Source organism: Flavobacterium sp. (genome assembly GCF_020217025.1).
Lineage (GTDB): Bacteria > Bacteroidota > Bacteroidia > Flavobacteriales > Flavobacteriaceae > Flavobacterium.
The window spans coordinates 1-16,037 of the sequence record NZ_JAIWOF010000102.1 but is presented as its reverse complement, the minus strand read 5'-3'; the positions used below and the strand labels follow the sequence as shown (position 1 = coordinate 16,037).

Sequence of the window (16,037 nt, the reverse complement as noted above, 5' to 3'; positions counted from 1 at the left end):
AAAAAAAGTAACTGTTTTTAATGGCTAATTTATCCTAAAATTTAGGTGGTCAATTTGGACTGGAATTGGGTGGTCAGTTTGCACCGAAATCGGTGGTCAATTTAGACTGGAAAGTGGTGGTCAATTTGACCGTTTTTTCCAATTAGGTATAGCGTGTAATAATAAAGCCCAGACTAACTATCTGGGCTTTTCGATTAAACGCACAAAACTTTAACTAAAAATATTTTTTCAATACTTTTTAAATTTTAATTAAGTTATTATTAATTTTTGTAAAAAAAATATAACTATTTTGATTTTTTTTTTATTTTTAGCAAATTAATTATTTAAAATGAACGAAGTCGTAATTGCTAATTTTAATAAAATAAATCCTAGATTATTTTTATTTCCATTTTTTATCATTCTAACCCTAGTTTTGTTTCTCTTAATGAATGATGCCTTAAGTGTTCAAGGTTATGTAGCAATTCAAAAGGATTGGTTTTATGATTTGAATCATTATTTTGGAGCGTATAAGGTAACGGCCTTTAACTTGACGCAACTAGGTGATGCCTCTATATTTTTATCGTTTTTAATTTTATTGGTAATTTATGCGCCTAAAGTTTGGGAATCGTTGCTTTCTGCCTTACTAGTTTCTGCAGTTTTCTGTAAATTTTTTAAAGATTTATTTTTAATTCCACGACCTGCAGAAATTTTAAATGAGGATAGTTTTATTATCGTAGGGAGAACATTACATGGTTTTAGTAGTTTGCCATCAGGGCATACGGTTACCATTTTTACGATTTTAACTGTAATTCTATTTGCTTTTATGCCTAAAAAAAATATATATAAAGGCATGTGGATTTTTCTTCTACTAGGTTTTGGGTATTTAATTGGACTATCTAGAGTAGCCGTAGGAGCTCATTTTCCTTTTGATGTTTTAATAGGAAGTGTTATCGGATATTGTTCTGGTCTGTTAGGAATATTCATTAGTAGAAAATATAAAATTTGGAACTGGATTTGTTTCAAGAAATATAGCCCTATATTTATTGTTGCTATTATTGCCTGTTGTATTTCGGTTTCAATAAAAATATATAATGAAAAAATTATAGTGTTTTATTTAGCATTAATTAGTTTATTTGTGGCTCTTTATAAATTTATTTATGTTTACGTTAAAAAATAACTTCAAGATCCTGCCTTTTATTTTAATTATCAGTTGTCTTAACTTCTTATTTTTTCATATTCCTTTTTTTAATTTCGTATTTGAAAATATCAATTATAAAAGCTTTAGTGGTTTTTTTGTGATAACGAGTTTGGTAGTACTCATGATATTGTTAAATGCGTTTGTGTTTTTTTTACTTTTATTTTTATCACAACGGATAGGAAAATTTATACTCGTATTATTCTTTTTATTTAATGCCATTGCTGTTTACTTCGTTTCAACCTATGGCATAATTGTAGACGAAAGTATGATTGGTAATGTATTGAATACCAATTATGATGAGTCGAGCAGTTATTTTTCATTAAAATTGGTACTTTATCTTATTTTCTTGGGAGTTTTACCAAGTTATTTGATTGTTAAAAGTAAAATTGAAAGTGTATCACTGAAGAAGTTTTCGATACTATCATCGCTTACCTTATTGTTTGCTTTGGTTTTAGTTTTTGTTAATGCAAGTAATTGGTTATGGATTGATAAGAATTCAAAAAGGTTAGGAGGATTAGCAATGCCGTGGTCGTATGTAGTAAATACGTCTCTTTTTTATATTCATCAAAATAAAAAAAATGAGAAGGAAATTTTACTTCCAGATGCAAAAATAAAGGATAATGAAAAAGCGATTGTAGTTTTAGTCATTGGAGAATCGGCTCGAAGACAAAATTTTTCTTTATATGGTTACAGTAAAAATACGAATCCACTGTTGTCTAAAACTCAAAATTTATTCCATTTTGATGCCAATTCTAGTGCTACTTACACGACAGCAGGTGTGAAAAGTATTTTAGATCACAAAGAAACTGATGATTTGTATGAAATTTTGCCTAATTATTTGTATCGTAATCATGTAGAGGTAATTTGGCGAACTACCAACTGGGGTGAGCCACCCGTACATGTTAAAAATTATCAAGATAAGAAGTATTTACAAGCCAATTGTAAAGAAGACTACTGTGGTTATGACGAAGTTCTTTTAAATGGATTAAAAGAGCAGATTTTAGCTAGTAAAAAGAATAAAATTTTAATTGTTTTGCATACAAGTACGAGTCATGGTCCTAGTTATAACAAGAAATATCCTGCTCAATTTGAGCATTTTACACCCGTTTGTAAAAGTGTAGAATTGTCAAATTGCTCTCAAGCAGAACTTATTAATGCATATGATAATTCGATTGTTTATACCGATTATATTTTACATAAAACAATTGAATCATTAAAGCAATTGAATACGTATAAAAGCACGATGCTTTTTGTTTCTGATCATGGGGAATCTTTAGGAGAAAATAACTTATATATGCATGGAATTCCTATGAGTATTGCTCCAAAAGAACAATATGAAATTCCATTTATTGTATGGGTTTCAGATACAAGTAAAATGAAAGTGAAAAAGATGGATAATTTGTCGCAATACCATGTATTTCATAGTGTCTTACATTTTTTAAATATTGAAAGTCCTATTTATAAGGAAGACATGAATATTTTTGAATAAAAATAGAACCTTGAGTAGAAGAATCTTAATTCTCTTAACTTGAGTAGCAAAAGTGCTGTAGAATAGTTGTAAAAAAGCCCCAAAATACTAGTTTTTGGGGCTTTATATTTAATAATTTACATAATCGGTAATTTCTAAGCCGTAGCCTATCATTCCTACTCGTTTGGTAGGAGCGGTGCTGTTGGATAGTAATTCGATTTTGGTAATATCTAAATCGTGAAGGATTTGTGCTCCGATTCCGAAATCTTTGGTGTCCATTTTAATTTGTGGAGCACGCATTTCACCTTGGCTTTGTAATACTTTTAATTCGGCGATACGTTCTAATAATTCTAAAGACTTAACTTCTTGATTAATAAACACAATAGCTCCTTTTTCAGCTTCGTTTATTTTACGGAAAACACTGTCTAACTTTTTATCGTTATCGCTAGTAAGCGTTCCTAAAATATCATTATTTACTTGCGTTGTATTAATGCGTGTTAAAATAGGTTCTCCAGCATTCCATGTTCCTTTTGTTATGGCTATGTGAACTTGTTTGTTAGTTGTTTGTAAATACGCACGCATTCTAAATGTTCCAAAACGCGTTTCGATATCAAAATCTTCTTTCTTTTGAATTAAGCTATCGTGTTGCATTCTGTATGCTACTAAATCTTCAATCGAAACCAATTTTAAGTCGAATTTCTTCGCTACTTCTACCAGTTGCGGTAAACGTGCCATTGTTCCGTCTTCGTTCATGATTTCTACGATAACACCTGCCGGTTTAAATCCAGCTAAACGTGCAAAATCAATGGCAGCTTCGGTGTGTCCTGTTCTTCTTAAAACGCCACCTTGTTTGGCAATCAATGGGAAAATATGTCCTGGACGTGCTAAATCGAATGGTTTGGTTTCAGGGTCAATTAAGGCTTGAATAGTTAAAGCTCTATCAGAAGCAGAAATTCCTGTAGAAACTCCTTTTCCCTTTAGGTCAACCGAAACGGTAAAAGCGGTTTCCATGTGGTCGGTGTTATTACGCACCATGGCATGAAGATCTAATTCTTTACAACGTGATTCGGTTAATGGAGCACAGATTAATCCTCTACCATGTGTTGCCATGAAATTAATCATTTCTGGCGTTACTTTTTCGGCAGCAGCTAAGAAATCGCCTTCGTTTTCTCTGTCTTCATCATCTACTACTATGATTACTTTTCCTTGACGGATGTCTTCAATAGCTTCTTCAATTGTGTTTAGTTGTATGTTCTTTGACATGGGATTAGTTGTTGTCGTCGTTATTTTGTGTTATTTTATTGAAAAGTTTTTTAAATGGATCAGTTATCCAATCAAAGTTTATCATGATACCAATATCGTTTGTGGCACGATAGGTTAAAATTATGGCAAAAGGCGTCATTAGTAGTGAGGCCATCCAAGCACCTAAGAAAGGAGATATTGTGTCTTGTTGTGCTACTTTACGACCAAATGTGTTTATGAAATGGAAAGATATGAAGATTAAAATTGCAAATACAATAGGTAATCCTAAACCACCTTTTCGGATAATGGCTCCTAATGGTGCTCCAATAAAAAACATTAGTAAACAAGAGTATGCTATCACAAATTTTTCATGAATAGCTAACCAGTGATTGTTGATGTTTATAATTTTATTTTCAAGTTCTATTTTATTGCTCTGTATGCTATACTCAACACCAGAAACATTATTTTTAGCCATTTCAATAATTTGTATTTTATCTCCTTGAGAAAAAATTTCAAATAGATCTTTAGGAATTTTAGAAGAATTTTTATCAATGCTTATTTTATTTCTAAGCAAGTTGTTATTTCTTTGAATTATATTATCAGTAAAAGAAACAATTTCTCTATCGTAATTTTTTTGCAAAGAATCGATAGTGTATTTAAGTTCTAATGCAGTAAGCATTTTTTCAGATGTGATGTCACCATCTTCTATTTCTGACTGATTTAGTTTCGTTAAATCGATATTAATAACATATTTTTTAAAGCTACTTTTTGCGAAAGGCAATCGCTTGCGTTCCTCAAAATTTTCAGGATGAATATCTTCATAATAATACCCATCGTATAATTCTAATTGTAAATAATTAGAATCATCTTCACTAGTTAAAATACCTCTTTTAGCTTTGATAATAGTGTTAGCTCCTAGGCCCATGTTTCTGTTTTTAACATGCATGGTTACGTCTTCTAAGAATTCACCATTATCGCCCGTTTTTTTACCCACTTTAATATTAGAAGTACCAATGGTATTAAATTGTCCTTCCGCAATAGCCATAGCGGGTTTTTGCTGAACAATTGTTTTTCTAAGATTGATGAATTTATATTGCGCGTCTGGAATTACATTATTAGCAAAAAAGAAAGAAACTAATGATAAAATTCCAATCGTAATCGTTAGCATTTTCATAGCGCGTTGTAATGAAATACCAGAAGATTTCATGGCAGCAAATTCATAATTTTCGGCAAAACTACCAAATGTCATGATGGATGCTAACAACACAGAAAGCGGCAATACTAAAGGAACAATAGTAGGAGCGTAGAACGATAAGAATTTGACAATGGTAAAAAAGTCCAAATCTTTTCCTGCCAGTTCAGCAATGAAAAGCCAAATTCCTTGTAAAACGAATATAAAAAACAAGATTACAAATACCGAAGTAAATGTAATCATGAAAGATTTAATAATGTATTTATCTAATATTTTCACCCGAACGAAATTAGTCTAATTTATTGATGTAATAATTAGGATATTTTGATTTGGTAAAGGTAAAATGATTTTTCGATAATGGCTGATTTGTTTTAAAAGAATTAACAGTTAAAGTAGTTTTTGTACCGTTTTTACCCACTTCAATTACATTGTAGATGTGTTTGGTAACAATATCAATACCTATTAGGATTTCTTTGCGTTGGTCTTTACTACTATTTGGTGTTAATTTTACGTATTGAATTTTTCTTCCTTTTACATCTTGAGGAATGTCCCAAGCATATTTGTATCCTGTATTAAAGAAGGTCAACATTTTGTTTGGTGTGATGGCATTATCATCATTAGCATCAAAATTAGCGATGGTGATTTCCTCATCTTCTGGTACAATAGTGTATACTTTTTTTCCGTCGAAAATCTTAGTTACGCCCATGAAATTTAGGTTGTATAAATTTCCTTGAAGTGCTACATTTCCTTTGCTTTCTTGGTTGATGTTTTCTTTTGGATTATTTAAAGTATATTTAAAGTCAATCACAATATTATTGTACGATTTTATTTTCGCCGATACTTCATCTAATAACTCTTTTGCTTTTTTAGCATCTTGCGCTTGTACCGAAAAACCAATAAGTAATGCGATTGCAACTTGTAAAAAACGTTTCATTTTAATTTTTGTTTTATTCATTGTTTAAAAAATGTTCCAAGGCAACTAAATCAGGTATTAAAACGGAACGGGCTTTACTACCTTCAAATGGACCTACAATACCAGCAGCTTCTAATTGGTCGATTAAACGACCAGCTCTATTGTAACCTAATTTTAATTTTCTTTGAATTAAAGAAGCGCTTCCTTGTTGTGCGGTTACGATTACTTCCGCAGCTTCTCGGAATAGCGAATCTCTTTCGGATATGTCTATATCAAGTTTTATGCCACTTTCTTCACCTACGTATTCAGGAAGTAAATACGCTTCAGGATATGCTTTTTGAGCTCCAATGAAATCACAAATCTTATCTACTTCTGGTGTATCTACAAAAGCACATTGCACTCTGACAATCTCATTACCTTGTGTATAGAGTAAATCGCCTCGACCAATTAATTGATCCGCACCACCCGAATCTAAAATGGTTCTTGAATCAATTTTAGAAGTTACTCTAAAGGCAATACGAGCAGGGAAGTTCGCTTTAATCATCCCCGTAATTACGTTTACCGACGGACGTTGCGTAGCAATAATTAAGTGAATTCCAATAGCACGTGCTAACTGAGCTAAACGAGCAATTGGTGTTTCTACTTCCTTACCCGCTGTCATGATTAAATCGGCAAACTCGTCGACAACTAATACAATATAAGGTAAAAAGCGGTGTCCGTTTTCTGGATTTAATTTGCGATTTCTGAATTTCTCATTGTATTCTTTAATGTTACGTACCATCGCATCTTTTAATAAAGAATAGCGGTTGTCCATTTCAATACACAACGAATTCAACGTGTTGATTACTTTGGTGTTATCGGTAATAATAGCATCGCCACCATCCGGAAGTTTGGCTAAATAATGACGCTCAATTTTATTGAATAATGTTAATTCTACTTTCTTTGGATCCACCAAAACGAATTTTACTTCGGCTGGATGTTTTTTGTAAAGAAGCGAAGTTAACACCGCATTCAATCCTACCGATTTTCCTTGACCTGTAGCACCTGCCATCAATAAGTGAGGCATTTTGGCTAAATCCACTACAAAGGTTTCGTTAGAAATGGTTTTTCCTAATGCAATTGGTAGTTCCATTTCAGCAGTTTGGAATTTCGGTGAAGCAATAACACTCTTCATTGAAACCATCGTTGGATTGTTGTTAGGCACTTCAATACCAATAGTTCCTTTACCTGGAATTGGTGCAATAATACGAATTCCTAAAGCTGCTAAAGACAAGGCAATATCGTCTTCTAAGTTTTTAATTTTTGAGATACGAATACCAGCTTCTGGAACAATTTCGTATAAAGTAACTGTCGGTCCAACAGTCGCTTTAATTTGCGAAATTCCGATGCTGTAATTCTTTAAGGTATCAACAATTTTATTTTTGTTTTCTTCTAATTCGGCTTGATTGATAGTAATTCCGCCAGAAGAATATTCTTTTAATAAATCGATAGGAGGGAATTGGTAATTGGATAATTCCAATGTTGGGTCGAAAAGACCAAAATCTTGCACCAATTTAGCGGCTAAATTTTCCTCAACTATTTCCTCTTCTTCTACTTTTTCAATAACAAAAGCGTCTTCGTTTATGAAATCTTCTTTCGGAATGCTTCTGTCTTCGATTGAAAAATTAGTTACTTCTGGAGTTTCAACTTTTGGTTTTGGGTCTAAAGTTAATTCCGATGCTGAAGCAATTGTTGGTTTTAAAGCTTCTTTGTTGATTTCAAAATTAGAAGGATAAGTTTTCAATTCGAAATTCCCCATTTCTTCTTCGTCTTCGGTTAAGATGAAATCATCTGTTCTATTGGACGAAGTTGTTAGTGGTAAATCGGTATTGATTTCTTCCTCTTCAGTTTCTTCGTTTGCCTCTTCTGTTACTGGAACTATTGTATTCGCAACGGCAATATCTTCGTTTAGTTCTGCTTGTGGTTTTTCAAAAACTTTAGTAAAACTTTCAGGCGACATCTTAATTTTGAAAACTAAGAATAGTACGATTCCGAATAAAAGCACTAATAAAGTTCCTGTTTTTCCGATATAATCTTGGATAAATAAATTCATTTCATAACCTACTGTTCCTCCCAATTGTGGAATGTATTCCCAGAAAAAACCTAGAATAATAGAAATAAAAATTATCAGATAAAAATCCCAAAAAAAGCTTTTCTTTAATTTCGATATAGCCATGTCCAATACTAAGTAAGCACCCATTAAAAAAAGGATTCTCACAAAAATAAATGATGCTACTCCAAAACCTTTGTAAAGGAAAAAGTCGGCTAAATACGCTCCAAATTTCCCCAACCAGTTGTCGGCTTTGACATTTCTATTGGCTAATTCGGTAACTATATTTTGATCGTTATTTCCTGTGATAAAGTAAGAAATAAAGGAAAGCAACAGTGCTATTGAAAAGAAAATCAATAAAATACCGAAAATAAATTTCTGTTGACGACTTAAACGCCAAGAGAATTTTTCTTTGGTTTCGGTAGGAGAATTTACGGAATCTTTACTTGTTTTTTTAGCCATGTAAACGGAACAATTTTTACAAAAGTAGCTAAATTAAAATAAATACGGAAAATAAATAATGCATCCGATAGCAATAGCAGTTAAGGCTGCAAAAAACACGGCTCCAGCGGCAATATCTTTAATAAAACCAATGCGTTCGTGATAATCTGGATGAATAAAATCAGCAATTTTTTCAACAGCTGTATTTAATCCTTCAATACCTAAAACCAAACCGAAAACTAAGATTTGCATCATCCATTCATAACGGTTAATGCCAAAGTACAATCCAGCAAATGTCATAAGTACAGCCAAAGAAGATTGTACCATAACACTGTGCTCAGTAGTAATTAATTTAATAGCGCCTTTTAAGGCAAATCCCATGCTTTTTAATCGGCCTGTGAAAAGGGTTTCGTCTTTTTCGAATTTCATTTTGTTTGTTTAAATTTAAAAACTGTCCTGAAATTGAATAATCAACTTTAGGACAGTTTAGTTTCTTATAGTACTGCTAAAGCAGCATCGTAATTTGGCTCGTCAGCAATTTCTTTTACTTGCTCAGCGTGAAGAATTGTTCCGTTTTCATCTAAAACAATTACCACGCGAGAATGTAAACCTGCTAAAGGACCGTCAGTGATTTCTAAACCGTAGTTTTTTCCAAAACTTCCGTCTTTAAAATCCGATAAGTTGATTACGTTTTCTAAACCTTCAGCGCCACAAAAACGTTTTTGAGCAAAAGGTAAATCTCTTGAAATACATAATACTTTCGTATTTGCTAAAGCACTTGCCTTTTCATTGAATTTTCTAACAGAAGCAGCACAAGTTCCCGTATCAATACTTGGGAAAATGTTTAAAACTACTTTAGAACCAGCAAAATCAGCTAAAGTTGCTGTTCCTAAATCGGTTTTTACTAAATTAAAATCAGTAGCTTTTGAACCTACTGCTGGCAAATCGCCATTTGTGTGAATTGGATTTCCTCCTAATGTAATTGATGCCATACCTTTTTTTTTGAGTAACAAAAGTAAAGAATAATTGGTTAGAGTGTACCTATTTTGTTAACTTAATATTATTTTTTCCTTTTTTTAAAACCATGATTTTATTTTCTGCGTAAATGCCATTATAAAACTTTAAAAAATAAAATATGAAAACGAACAAATTTTTCGCTACTGCAATTGTAGCTTTCGGTTTATTAGCAGGTACAACTTCTTTTGCTCAGATGAAGGAAAAAACAGTTGAAGTAGGAGGAGCTCCCATGTATCCAAGTAAAAACATTGTAGAAAATGCGGTTAATTCTAAAGACCACACTACATTAGTTGCTGCTGTTAAAGCTGCTGGATTAGTTGATGTTTTAATGTCTGAAGGACCATTCACCGTTTTTGCCCCAACCAATGCTGCGTTTGCTAAATTACCAGCTGGAACAGTTGAAACGCTATTAAAGCCAGAAAATTTAAAAATGTTACAAACGATTTTAACTTATCATGTTGTAGCAGGAAAAATGAATGCTAAAGACATTGATGCTGCTATCAAAAAAGGAAATGGAAAAGCTACTTTAAAAACAGTTAGCGGTGGAACATTAACGGCTTGGATGAAAGGTAAAGACTTATATATTACCGATGAAAATGGTAATAGTGCTAAAGTAACCATTGCCGATGTAAACCAAAAAAATGGTGTAATTCATGTAGTGGATACAGTTGTAACACCTAAATCATAATGCTTAAAATGTTTAGTTTAGTTTGTTAAATAAAAAGCTCTGAATTTTAGTTCAGAGCTTTTTAATTTATCGTTGCAACCAATTCTTAAAATCAAAGAAATTCTGAGGCGCTACGCCATGTCCCACAGGATATTCATGGTATTCTACTTCTATCCCTAAATTTTCTAAAGCAGGTTTTGCTTTTCTTGCCCATTCTACTGGAATCACTTGATCAACCGAACCATGAGAAACAAAGAACTTTAAATGAGAAATCGCTTTCGTATCGATAACTTCTGGCATAATTTCTTGATTGAAATAACCACTTAACACCACTACTTTGGCAACTTTTTCAGGATAGGTTAGGGCAGTAGCATAACTTAAAATAGCACCTTGACTGAAACCAATCAAAGTTACATTTTTTGCATCGATTGGATATTGTTTTACGATTTCGTCAATAAAACCTGCAATTAATTCTACCGATTGTTTTGCTTGTACGTTATCTGAAAACTTATTTTCGTCTGCATCAAAATGAATCGCATACCAAGCGTGACCGTAAGGTTGCAAAACATAAGGGGCACGAACTGAAATTACGTAACTATCATTTGGTAATTCGGTAGCAAAAGAAAATAAATCTTCTTCGTTGCTTCCATAACCGTGTAATAATAGTAATAATGGATTTTTATCGTGTTTAACTTTTGGTTCTTGAATTAAGTAGTGTAAGTTCATTTTAATGGAAAAGGTTAAAAGTTTATGCGTTTAAAAGGTTAAAAGGATTTGAAAATTTTTTGATATAGTTCTCCCAAAAAAGGAACTATTTTCATTTCACCATTTAAACAATTGATAAAACCATAAATCCATAGTATGAAAATAAATATCCAAAATGAAGCTGAAACCATCCAATTATCAAAATAACCAACAGGATACCCTAATAAAAAGAAGGTTAAGAAAATGCCTAATGCTTGTCTGATATGAAAACTAGCAAATTCACTACGATTTTCTTCTTGATTCATAAATATTGCAATTATTGACCCTACAATAGTTAAATAGCTTACAATTGCTGTTTGTTTACCTTTATTTATTTCTTCTTTCATATCGATTAATTGTTAATTATCAATTGCCCGTTGTTGTAAATTCCGATGGCTTTTCCTTTCATTTTTTGTCCTAAGAAAGCCGAATTTTTAGATTTTGATAAGATGTTTTCTTTTACAAATGTCCAATTTTCTTCTGTTGTGAATAGTGAAATATCGGCTTTGTTGTTACTTATTATTGATGGATTTTCTACATTGAAAACCAGTTTATTAGTATTTAATTTTTCAACTACAACTTCAAGTGGTAAAACTGTCATTAAAGCACCAAATGCACTTTCTAAACCGATGGTTCCATCCTTCGCTAAATCGAATTCTAATTTCTTATGTTCGATGTCTAACGGATTGTGGTCGGAAGTAATGCAATCAATCGTTCCATCTAAAACCGCTTCTACTAAAGCTTTTCTTGTAGCTTCTTCGCGTAATGGAGGCAATACTTTGTATCTCGTATCAAATCCCATTAATACTTCGTCATTCAAAACTAAATTGTGAACGGCAACACTACAAGTAACTTGCAATCCTTTTGATTTTGCTTCTTTGATTAATTTGATGCTGCCTTGAGTTGAAATGGTTGGGATATGTAATTTTCCGCCTGTATATTCTAATAAAAATAAGTTACGTGCGACTTGCAATTCTTCTGCTAAAGCCGGAATTCCTTTCATACCTAATTTTGTACTGATAACGCCTTCATTTGCAATTCCAATTCCTTTTAAAGTGCTATCTTGACAAAAAGCAATCAACATTCCATCGAAATCTTGAACGTATTGCAACGCAATTTTTTGAAGATTAGCATTTTGTAAGGCTTTTTTATAATCTCCGAAAACAATAGCTCCCGCGTTTTTCATGTCGAATAATTCCGCTAAATCGGTGCCTTCGCTACCTTTTGTTAAGGCTCCGATGGGATATAAAGTTGTCGCTTGATTTTTAGCTCTGTCCAACACAAATCGCACTTGCGCTTGATTGTCGATGGTTGGATTTGAGTTTGGTTGTAAAGCTACCGCAGTAAATCCGCTTTTAGCTGCGACTTTTAATCCGTTTTCTATGGTTTCGCGGTCTTCGTAGCCTGGTTCTCCAAAAGAAACCGAGCTGTCCATCCAACCTTTGGAAACGTGTAAGTTTGGAATATTTACCACTTCAAACCCAGAAGTAGCAGAAATTTCTTTTTCTATTTGAGTTATCGTTCCGTTTTCAATTTTAATGTCCATCACTTGGTTGTGAAACGGACTTGAAGCGTCGATAATTTTGGCTTGTTTTAGAATAACTTGCGTCATTTTACAAATTTTTGGATTAGTAGTTCTGTTATTAAAAATAGTAGTGTTGCGATGATAAACCATTTCCAAATTTCATTGCTCGTGCGTTCATAAGCAATGTCGTTTAGAACGGTGGCTATGTTGTTTACTTTAGTGAAATTCTCAAAATTGGTAGTCGAAACTTGCGTTAAATCGCTTTCGGTTCTTGGATAGTTGAAGCTGATTTTCTTTAGCGAATTGTTCGCTTTTATAACATCAAAATTTCCTGCTTCTTCAGGATAATCACCAAACGATAATTTACATTTGGTATTCAAAATTTGTTGCATCGGAATGAAACTATAGCCTTCTTTTTGTACTGAAACTACTTCGTCTTTGGCTAAAATCGTTTCTAAAATTAGGTTTTCGTTTTCTCCAATGGTGTAAGCGTTAATTCCGGTTTTGCCTTGATTTTGTCCCATGTTGTAGAAGGTTGGAACAATTAATGGCGCATTTTGGAAGTTACTATTTTGTTTGTTTATCGGTGCCGAAAAAGCGTAAAAAGTTCCCAATCGATTCGTAGTCGAACCCACGAAAACTGAATTGTCTTCGTATTGTAAAATATTCGTAATACCTGATAAAGTGAAACTTTCTTTAACATTTGGATATTGGAAATTACTCACTTTTTTCTCAAAAACTGTTTGATATAACGGATGATTAAAGTTGATTTTCGTGATTTGTTTTCCAGAAGTTGTAAGTTGGGAATAGTTGAATCCACCAAAGTTTTTCACAAAAGCATTTAATAGACTTGGTGTATTTTTTGCATTCGGAATTAAAACAATATTACCGCCTTTTTCGTAAAACGATTTCAATGTCGTTCCCAAAGCAACTGGTAAATCTTCCAATTCGTTCAATACAATCGCATCTTGATTTTCAATTTGATTGTAGTCTAAAGTAGCTAATTCTGTGCTTTGAAAATTAAATTCATCAGCCGTGAATATGCGACTTAAGAAATTGTTTTTATCTGAATTTCCGATGGCAATTACATTCGCTTTTTCTGGTTTTGAAATGCTCAAATAGTAATCGTTGTCGTAGCTTAAGCTGTTATCTTCGATACTTATGTTTCCGTGGAAATCGTTTTTTGGAATGGTGATTGCAATTTCTGTCTTTTGCGTTTCAAATTTTGCGATGGTTTTAGCAATTGCTTTGTTGTTACTAAAAACAGAAAGTGGCACTTCATTTTCAGTTTCTCCAAAAGCTTGAAGCGTTATTTTCAGTTCGTAAAACTGATCTAGGACTTGTGAAATCGCAACTTTATCAATGCTGATGTTGGTTTTGTTTTGCGCTTCGGATTGGATGAAATACACAACATTATTTTCGGCTAAATCCAATGCTTTTTTACTTTCGGATTGGATAGCATCAGTAATGATAACGTAGTCTTTCTTAGTGTTTTTCTTTTTGGTTTCGACTTGATTAATCAAATAATCCAATTGAAACGATATCGCAGAATATTTTAAATTCTGCAATTCTTTTTGAATGGATTTGATATCCGTATCCCAAAAAACTTCGGAATTCGTAAGTAATGAGAATTGTTGGTTTTCGGGTAATTCTTCTAATAAATCTTGAATGCTGCGTTTGAGTAATTCGCCTTTTGCGCCTTTGGCTTGCATCGAAAACGAGTTGTCTAATAAAATGATAAGTTCGTTTCCTTTGTTTGTGGTGTCTTTGGCGTCAAAAAAAGGTTGGGCAAAGGCTAAAATCAAACAAGTTAACAACAATAAGCGTGTTGCCAACAACAACCATTTCTTGATTTTAGAACTTTTTCGGGTTTGAATTTGAAGTTCTTTCAGAAGCTTTACGTTAGTAAAATATTCTTTTTTAAAACGACGTAATTGAAATAAATGCACCAAAATTGGTATAACCAACAGAAAAAGGAAGTAGAGAATTTCTGGATGTTTGAACTGCATTTATAATTAGAATTTGTCAAAAGTACGAAAATAGAATTGATAATTAATAATTGACAATTATCTTTTCTTTTTCTTCTCCGCACGTTTTCTTTCAACCGCTCGGTTTCTGGATTCTGTTTTTCTTGGAGTACGTTTTCCTGGACCGCCTAAGTTGACTTTAGTGTTTTTTTCTTTTTTCTTGTGAAATGCTTCTCCACCTTCTTTTTTAGGCGTTTTTAGTAAGAACTTCATTTTTTTCTTTTCCTTTTCGAAGTCTAAATAGCGTTCTTCTATTTTTAAATCTTCTGGAATAGGAAGTTCTTTAATTTCGGTATTCATTAATAATTCTACCTCAATTTTTGGTTCCACTTCACTTGGGGAAATCAAACTTATAGCAACACCCGTTTTATCAGCACGACCGGTTCTACCGATACGGTGCATGTATTTTTCTGGTTCTTCGGTAAATTGTAGGTTGATAACGTGCGTAATATCGGAAATATCCAAACCACGCGCCATAATATCAGTAGTAACTAAACCTCTTAATTCGCCCGCTTGAAAAGCAGCCATCGTATTCAAACGATAGTTTTGCGATTTGTTGGAGTGAATTACGCCAAATTGCTCTGGAAATTCGCTTTCTAAGGTTTCGGAAACTAATTCTACGATACGTTTGTTGTTGACGAAAATTAACACACGATCCATTCCTTCGGTTTCACGAACCAAATGTTTCAACATATTCAATTTGGTCAAGAAATTCGGAACTTGATATACAATTTGTTCGATTTGTTCTAACGGAGTTCCACTTTGTGCCAAAGAAACTTCTTCAGGAAATTCGAAATATTCATCTAACATGGCATCTACTTCTTCGGTCATGGTTGCCGAGAATAAGATGTTTTGTTTTTTGCCACGCATCATCGATAAAATCGAAGTCAATTGCGCACGGAAACCTAAGTTTAGGATTTCGTCAAATTCGTCAATGACTAATTTTTGTAATTCATCAAATCGTAAAACGCCATCTAAACCTAAATCCATTACACGACCAGGAGTTCCGACTAAAATATCGACACCTTCAGCTAATGCTTTACGTTGTGTATTGATGTTGACACCACCATAAATACCAAGTGTTCGCACACTCATGTATTTGGTTAGTTTTTCCACTTCTTCAGCCACTTGTACAACTAATTCACGCGTTGGAACTAAAATAACTACTCTTGGTGATTCGTTATTTTGAAATTTCCATTGTTTTAAAATGGGTAACAAATAGGCGAAGGTTTTTCCTGTTCCGGTTTGTGCAATTCCCATCATGTCTCTTCCTGAAAGAATTACAGAATGCGATTTTTCTTGAATAGGTGTAGCGTGAACAAAACCTAATTCGTCTAATGCTTTTTGTAATGATTTTGGTAAATCGAATTCTAGGAAAGTTTTCATATGCGTAAATAAAATTGTTTGCAAAGGTACATAATCTTTTTGGAATGGTATTTGTGCACTGCAACGAGAGCAAAGTTCTTGTATTTGCTCAATTTTATTAGTACTTTCGATTTTTAAACAATAATTTCGCCGAAGTTTAGTTTTTACTC

At 32.9% G+C, this 16,037-nt stretch carries 14 protein-coding genes; 3 read left to right on the top strand and 11 right to left on the bottom strand.

What is annotated here, in order from left to right; genetic code table 11:
• Nucleotides 1–328: 328 nt before the first annotated feature.
• Together LDL23_RS04995 and eptA are read left to right on the top strand one after the other, a co-directional pair.
• Nucleotides 329–1,156 (top strand): phosphatase PAP2 family protein, encoded by an 828-nt coding sequence (locus LDL23_RS04995; protein WP_291264724.1) that lies wholly within the window; start codon nucleotides 329–331, stop codon nucleotides 1,154–1,156.
• On the top strand, nucleotides 1,137–2,666 hold the full coding sequence (eptA, locus tag LDL23_RS04990) for a phosphoethanolamine--lipid A transferase EptA (RefSeq protein WP_291264723.1): 1,530 nt from the start codon (nucleotides 1,137–1,139) through the stop codon (nucleotides 2,664–2,666). The genes LDL23_RS04995 and eptA overlap by 20 nt, the downstream gene beginning before the upstream one ends.
• 108 nt (nucleotides 2,667–2,774) lie before the next feature.
• On the opposite strand, the gene ribB is transcribed toward eptA, so the two are convergent.
• The 6 genes from ribB to tpx all read right to left on the bottom strand — a co-directional run bounded on the left by ribB (nucleotide 2,775) and on the right by tpx (nucleotide 9,514).
• Entirely contained in the window at nucleotides 2,775–3,908 is a 1,134-nt protein-coding gene (gene ribB / locus LDL23_RS04985; RefSeq protein ID WP_291264722.1) for a 3,4-dihydroxy-2-butanone-4-phosphate synthase, read from the bottom strand.
• A gap of 4 nt (nucleotides 3,909–3,912) precedes the next feature.
• Nucleotides 3,913–5,358: an LptF/LptG family permease gene (locus LDL23_RS04980; RefSeq protein ID WP_291264721.1), complete on the bottom strand. Its 1,446-nt coding sequence runs from the start codon at nucleotides 5,356–5,358 to the stop codon at nucleotides 3,913–3,915.
• Nucleotides 5,359–5,368: 10 nt separating this feature from the next.
• Nucleotides 5,369–6,013: an outer membrane lipoprotein carrier protein LolA gene (locus LDL23_RS04975; protein ID WP_291264720.1), complete on the bottom strand. Its 645-nt coding sequence runs from the start codon at nucleotides 6,011–6,013 to the stop codon at nucleotides 5,369–5,371.
• Nucleotides 6,014–6,026: 13 nt separating this feature from the next.
• The gene (locus LDL23_RS04970; protein WP_291264719.1) at nucleotides 6,027–8,543 is read right to left on the bottom strand and encodes a DNA translocase FtsK; all 2,517 of its coding nucleotides are present in this window, start codon (nucleotides 8,541–8,543) and stop codon (nucleotides 6,027–6,029) included.
• A 33-nt stretch (nucleotides 8,544–8,576) separates the two neighbouring features.
• The gene (locus LDL23_RS04965) at nucleotides 8,577–8,951 is read right to left on the bottom strand and encodes a diacylglycerol kinase family protein (protein ID WP_291264718.1); all 375 of its coding nucleotides are present in this window, start codon (nucleotides 8,949–8,951) and stop codon (nucleotides 8,577–8,579) included.
• 65 nt (nucleotides 8,952–9,016) lie between these two features.
• Complete coding sequence (tpx, locus tag LDL23_RS04960) at nucleotides 9,017–9,514, bottom strand: thiol peroxidase (protein ID WP_291264717.1); 498 nt, start codon at nucleotides 9,512–9,514, stop codon at nucleotides 9,017–9,019.
• Between the two features lie 143 nt (nucleotides 9,515–9,657).
• Here tpx and LDL23_RS04955 point away from each other — a divergent pair, with 143 nt between their 5' ends.
• On the top strand, nucleotides 9,658–10,227 hold the full coding sequence (locus tag LDL23_RS04955; RefSeq protein ID WP_291264716.1) for a fasciclin domain-containing protein: 570 nt from the start codon (nucleotides 9,658–9,660) through the stop codon (nucleotides 10,225–10,227).
• Between the two features lie 66 nt (nucleotides 10,228–10,293).
• Here the strand turns inward: LDL23_RS04955 and LDL23_RS04950 are convergent, their stop codons facing one another.
• The 5 genes from LDL23_RS04950 to LDL23_RS04930 are packed head-to-tail and all read right to left on the bottom strand — an operon-like array spanning nucleotide 10,294 to nucleotide 15,888.
• The gene (locus LDL23_RS04950) at nucleotides 10,294–10,932 is read right to left on the bottom strand and encodes an alpha/beta fold hydrolase (protein ID WP_291264715.1); all 639 of its coding nucleotides are present in this window, start codon (nucleotides 10,930–10,932) and stop codon (nucleotides 10,294–10,296) included.
• Nucleotides 10,933–10,970: 38 nt separating this feature from the next.
• On the bottom strand, nucleotides 10,971–11,297 hold the full coding sequence (locus tag LDL23_RS04945; RefSeq protein WP_291264714.1) for a hypothetical protein: 327 nt from the start codon (nucleotides 11,295–11,297) through the stop codon (nucleotides 10,971–10,973).
• Nucleotides 11,298–11,302: 5 nt separating this feature from the next.
• Nucleotides 11,303–12,562, bottom strand: coding sequence for a dihydroorotase (locus LDL23_RS04940; RefSeq protein WP_291264713.1), 1,260 nt, complete (start codon nucleotides 12,560–12,562; stop codon nucleotides 11,303–11,305).
• Nucleotides 12,559–14,484, bottom strand: a complete 1,926-nt coding sequence (locus LDL23_RS04935) for a BatA and WFA domain-containing protein (RefSeq protein ID WP_291264712.1) — start codon at nucleotides 14,482–14,484, stop codon at nucleotides 12,559–12,561. The genes LDL23_RS04940 and LDL23_RS04935 overlap by 4 nt, the downstream gene beginning before the upstream one ends.
• Before the next feature lie 57 nt (nucleotides 14,485–14,541).
• Nucleotides 14,542–15,888 (bottom strand): DEAD/DEAH box helicase, encoded by a 1,347-nt coding sequence (locus LDL23_RS04930; protein WP_291264711.1) that lies wholly within the window; start codon nucleotides 15,886–15,888, stop codon nucleotides 14,542–14,544.
• Nucleotides 15,889–16,037 lie beyond the last annotated feature (149 nt).

What these genes read in the sequence shown, in the direction of transcription:
- LDL23_RS04940 (WP_291264713.1), bottom strand. Translation starts at nt 12,562, where the DNA reads ATGACGCAAGTTATTCTAAAACAAGCCAAAATTATCGACGCTTCAAGT.
- LDL23_RS04935 (WP_291264712.1), bottom strand. Translation starts at nt 14,484, where the DNA reads ATGCAGTTCAAACATCCAGAAATTCTCTACTTCCTTTTTCTGTTGGTT.
- LDL23_RS04945 (WP_291264714.1), bottom strand. Translation starts at nt 11,297, where the DNA reads ATGAAAGAAGAAATAAATAAAGGTAAACAAACAGCAATTGTAAGCTAT.
- LDL23_RS04995 (WP_291264724.1), top strand. Translation starts at nt 329, where the DNA reads ATGAACGAAGTCGTAATTGCTAATTTTAATAAAATAAATCCTAGATTA.
- ribB (WP_291264722.1), bottom strand. Translation starts at nt 3,908, where the DNA reads ATGTCAAAGAACATACAACTAAACACAATTGAAGAAGCTATTGAAGAC.
- LDL23_RS04955 (WP_291264716.1), top strand. Translation starts at nt 9,658, where the DNA reads ATGAAAACGAACAAATTTTTCGCTACTGCAATTGTAGCTTTCGGTTTA.
- eptA (WP_291264723.1), top strand. Translation starts at nt 1,137, where the DNA reads ATGTTTACGTTAAAAAATAACTTCAAGATCCTGCCTTTTATTTTAATT.
- LDL23_RS04930 (WP_291264711.1), bottom strand. Translation starts at nt 15,888, where the DNA reads ATGAAAACTTTCCTAGAATTCGATTTACCAAAATCATTACAAAAAGCA.
- LDL23_RS04965 (WP_291264718.1), bottom strand. Translation starts at nt 8,951, where the DNA reads ATGAAATTCGAAAAAGACGAAACCCTTTTCACAGGCCGATTAAAAAGC.
- LDL23_RS04950 (WP_291264715.1), bottom strand. Translation starts at nt 10,932, where the DNA reads ATGAACTTACACTACTTAATTCAAGAACCAAAAGTTAAACACGATAAA.
- LDL23_RS04975 (WP_291264720.1), bottom strand. Translation starts at nt 6,013, where the DNA reads ATGAAACGTTTTTTACAAGTTGCAATCGCATTACTTATTGGTTTTTCG.
- tpx (WP_291264717.1), bottom strand. Translation starts at nt 9,514, where the DNA reads ATGGCATCAATTACATTAGGAGGAAATCCAATTCACACAAATGGCGAT.
- LDL23_RS04970 (WP_291264719.1), bottom strand. Translation starts at nt 8,543, where the DNA reads ATGGCTAAAAAAACAAGTAAAGATTCCGTAAATTCTCCTACCGAAACC.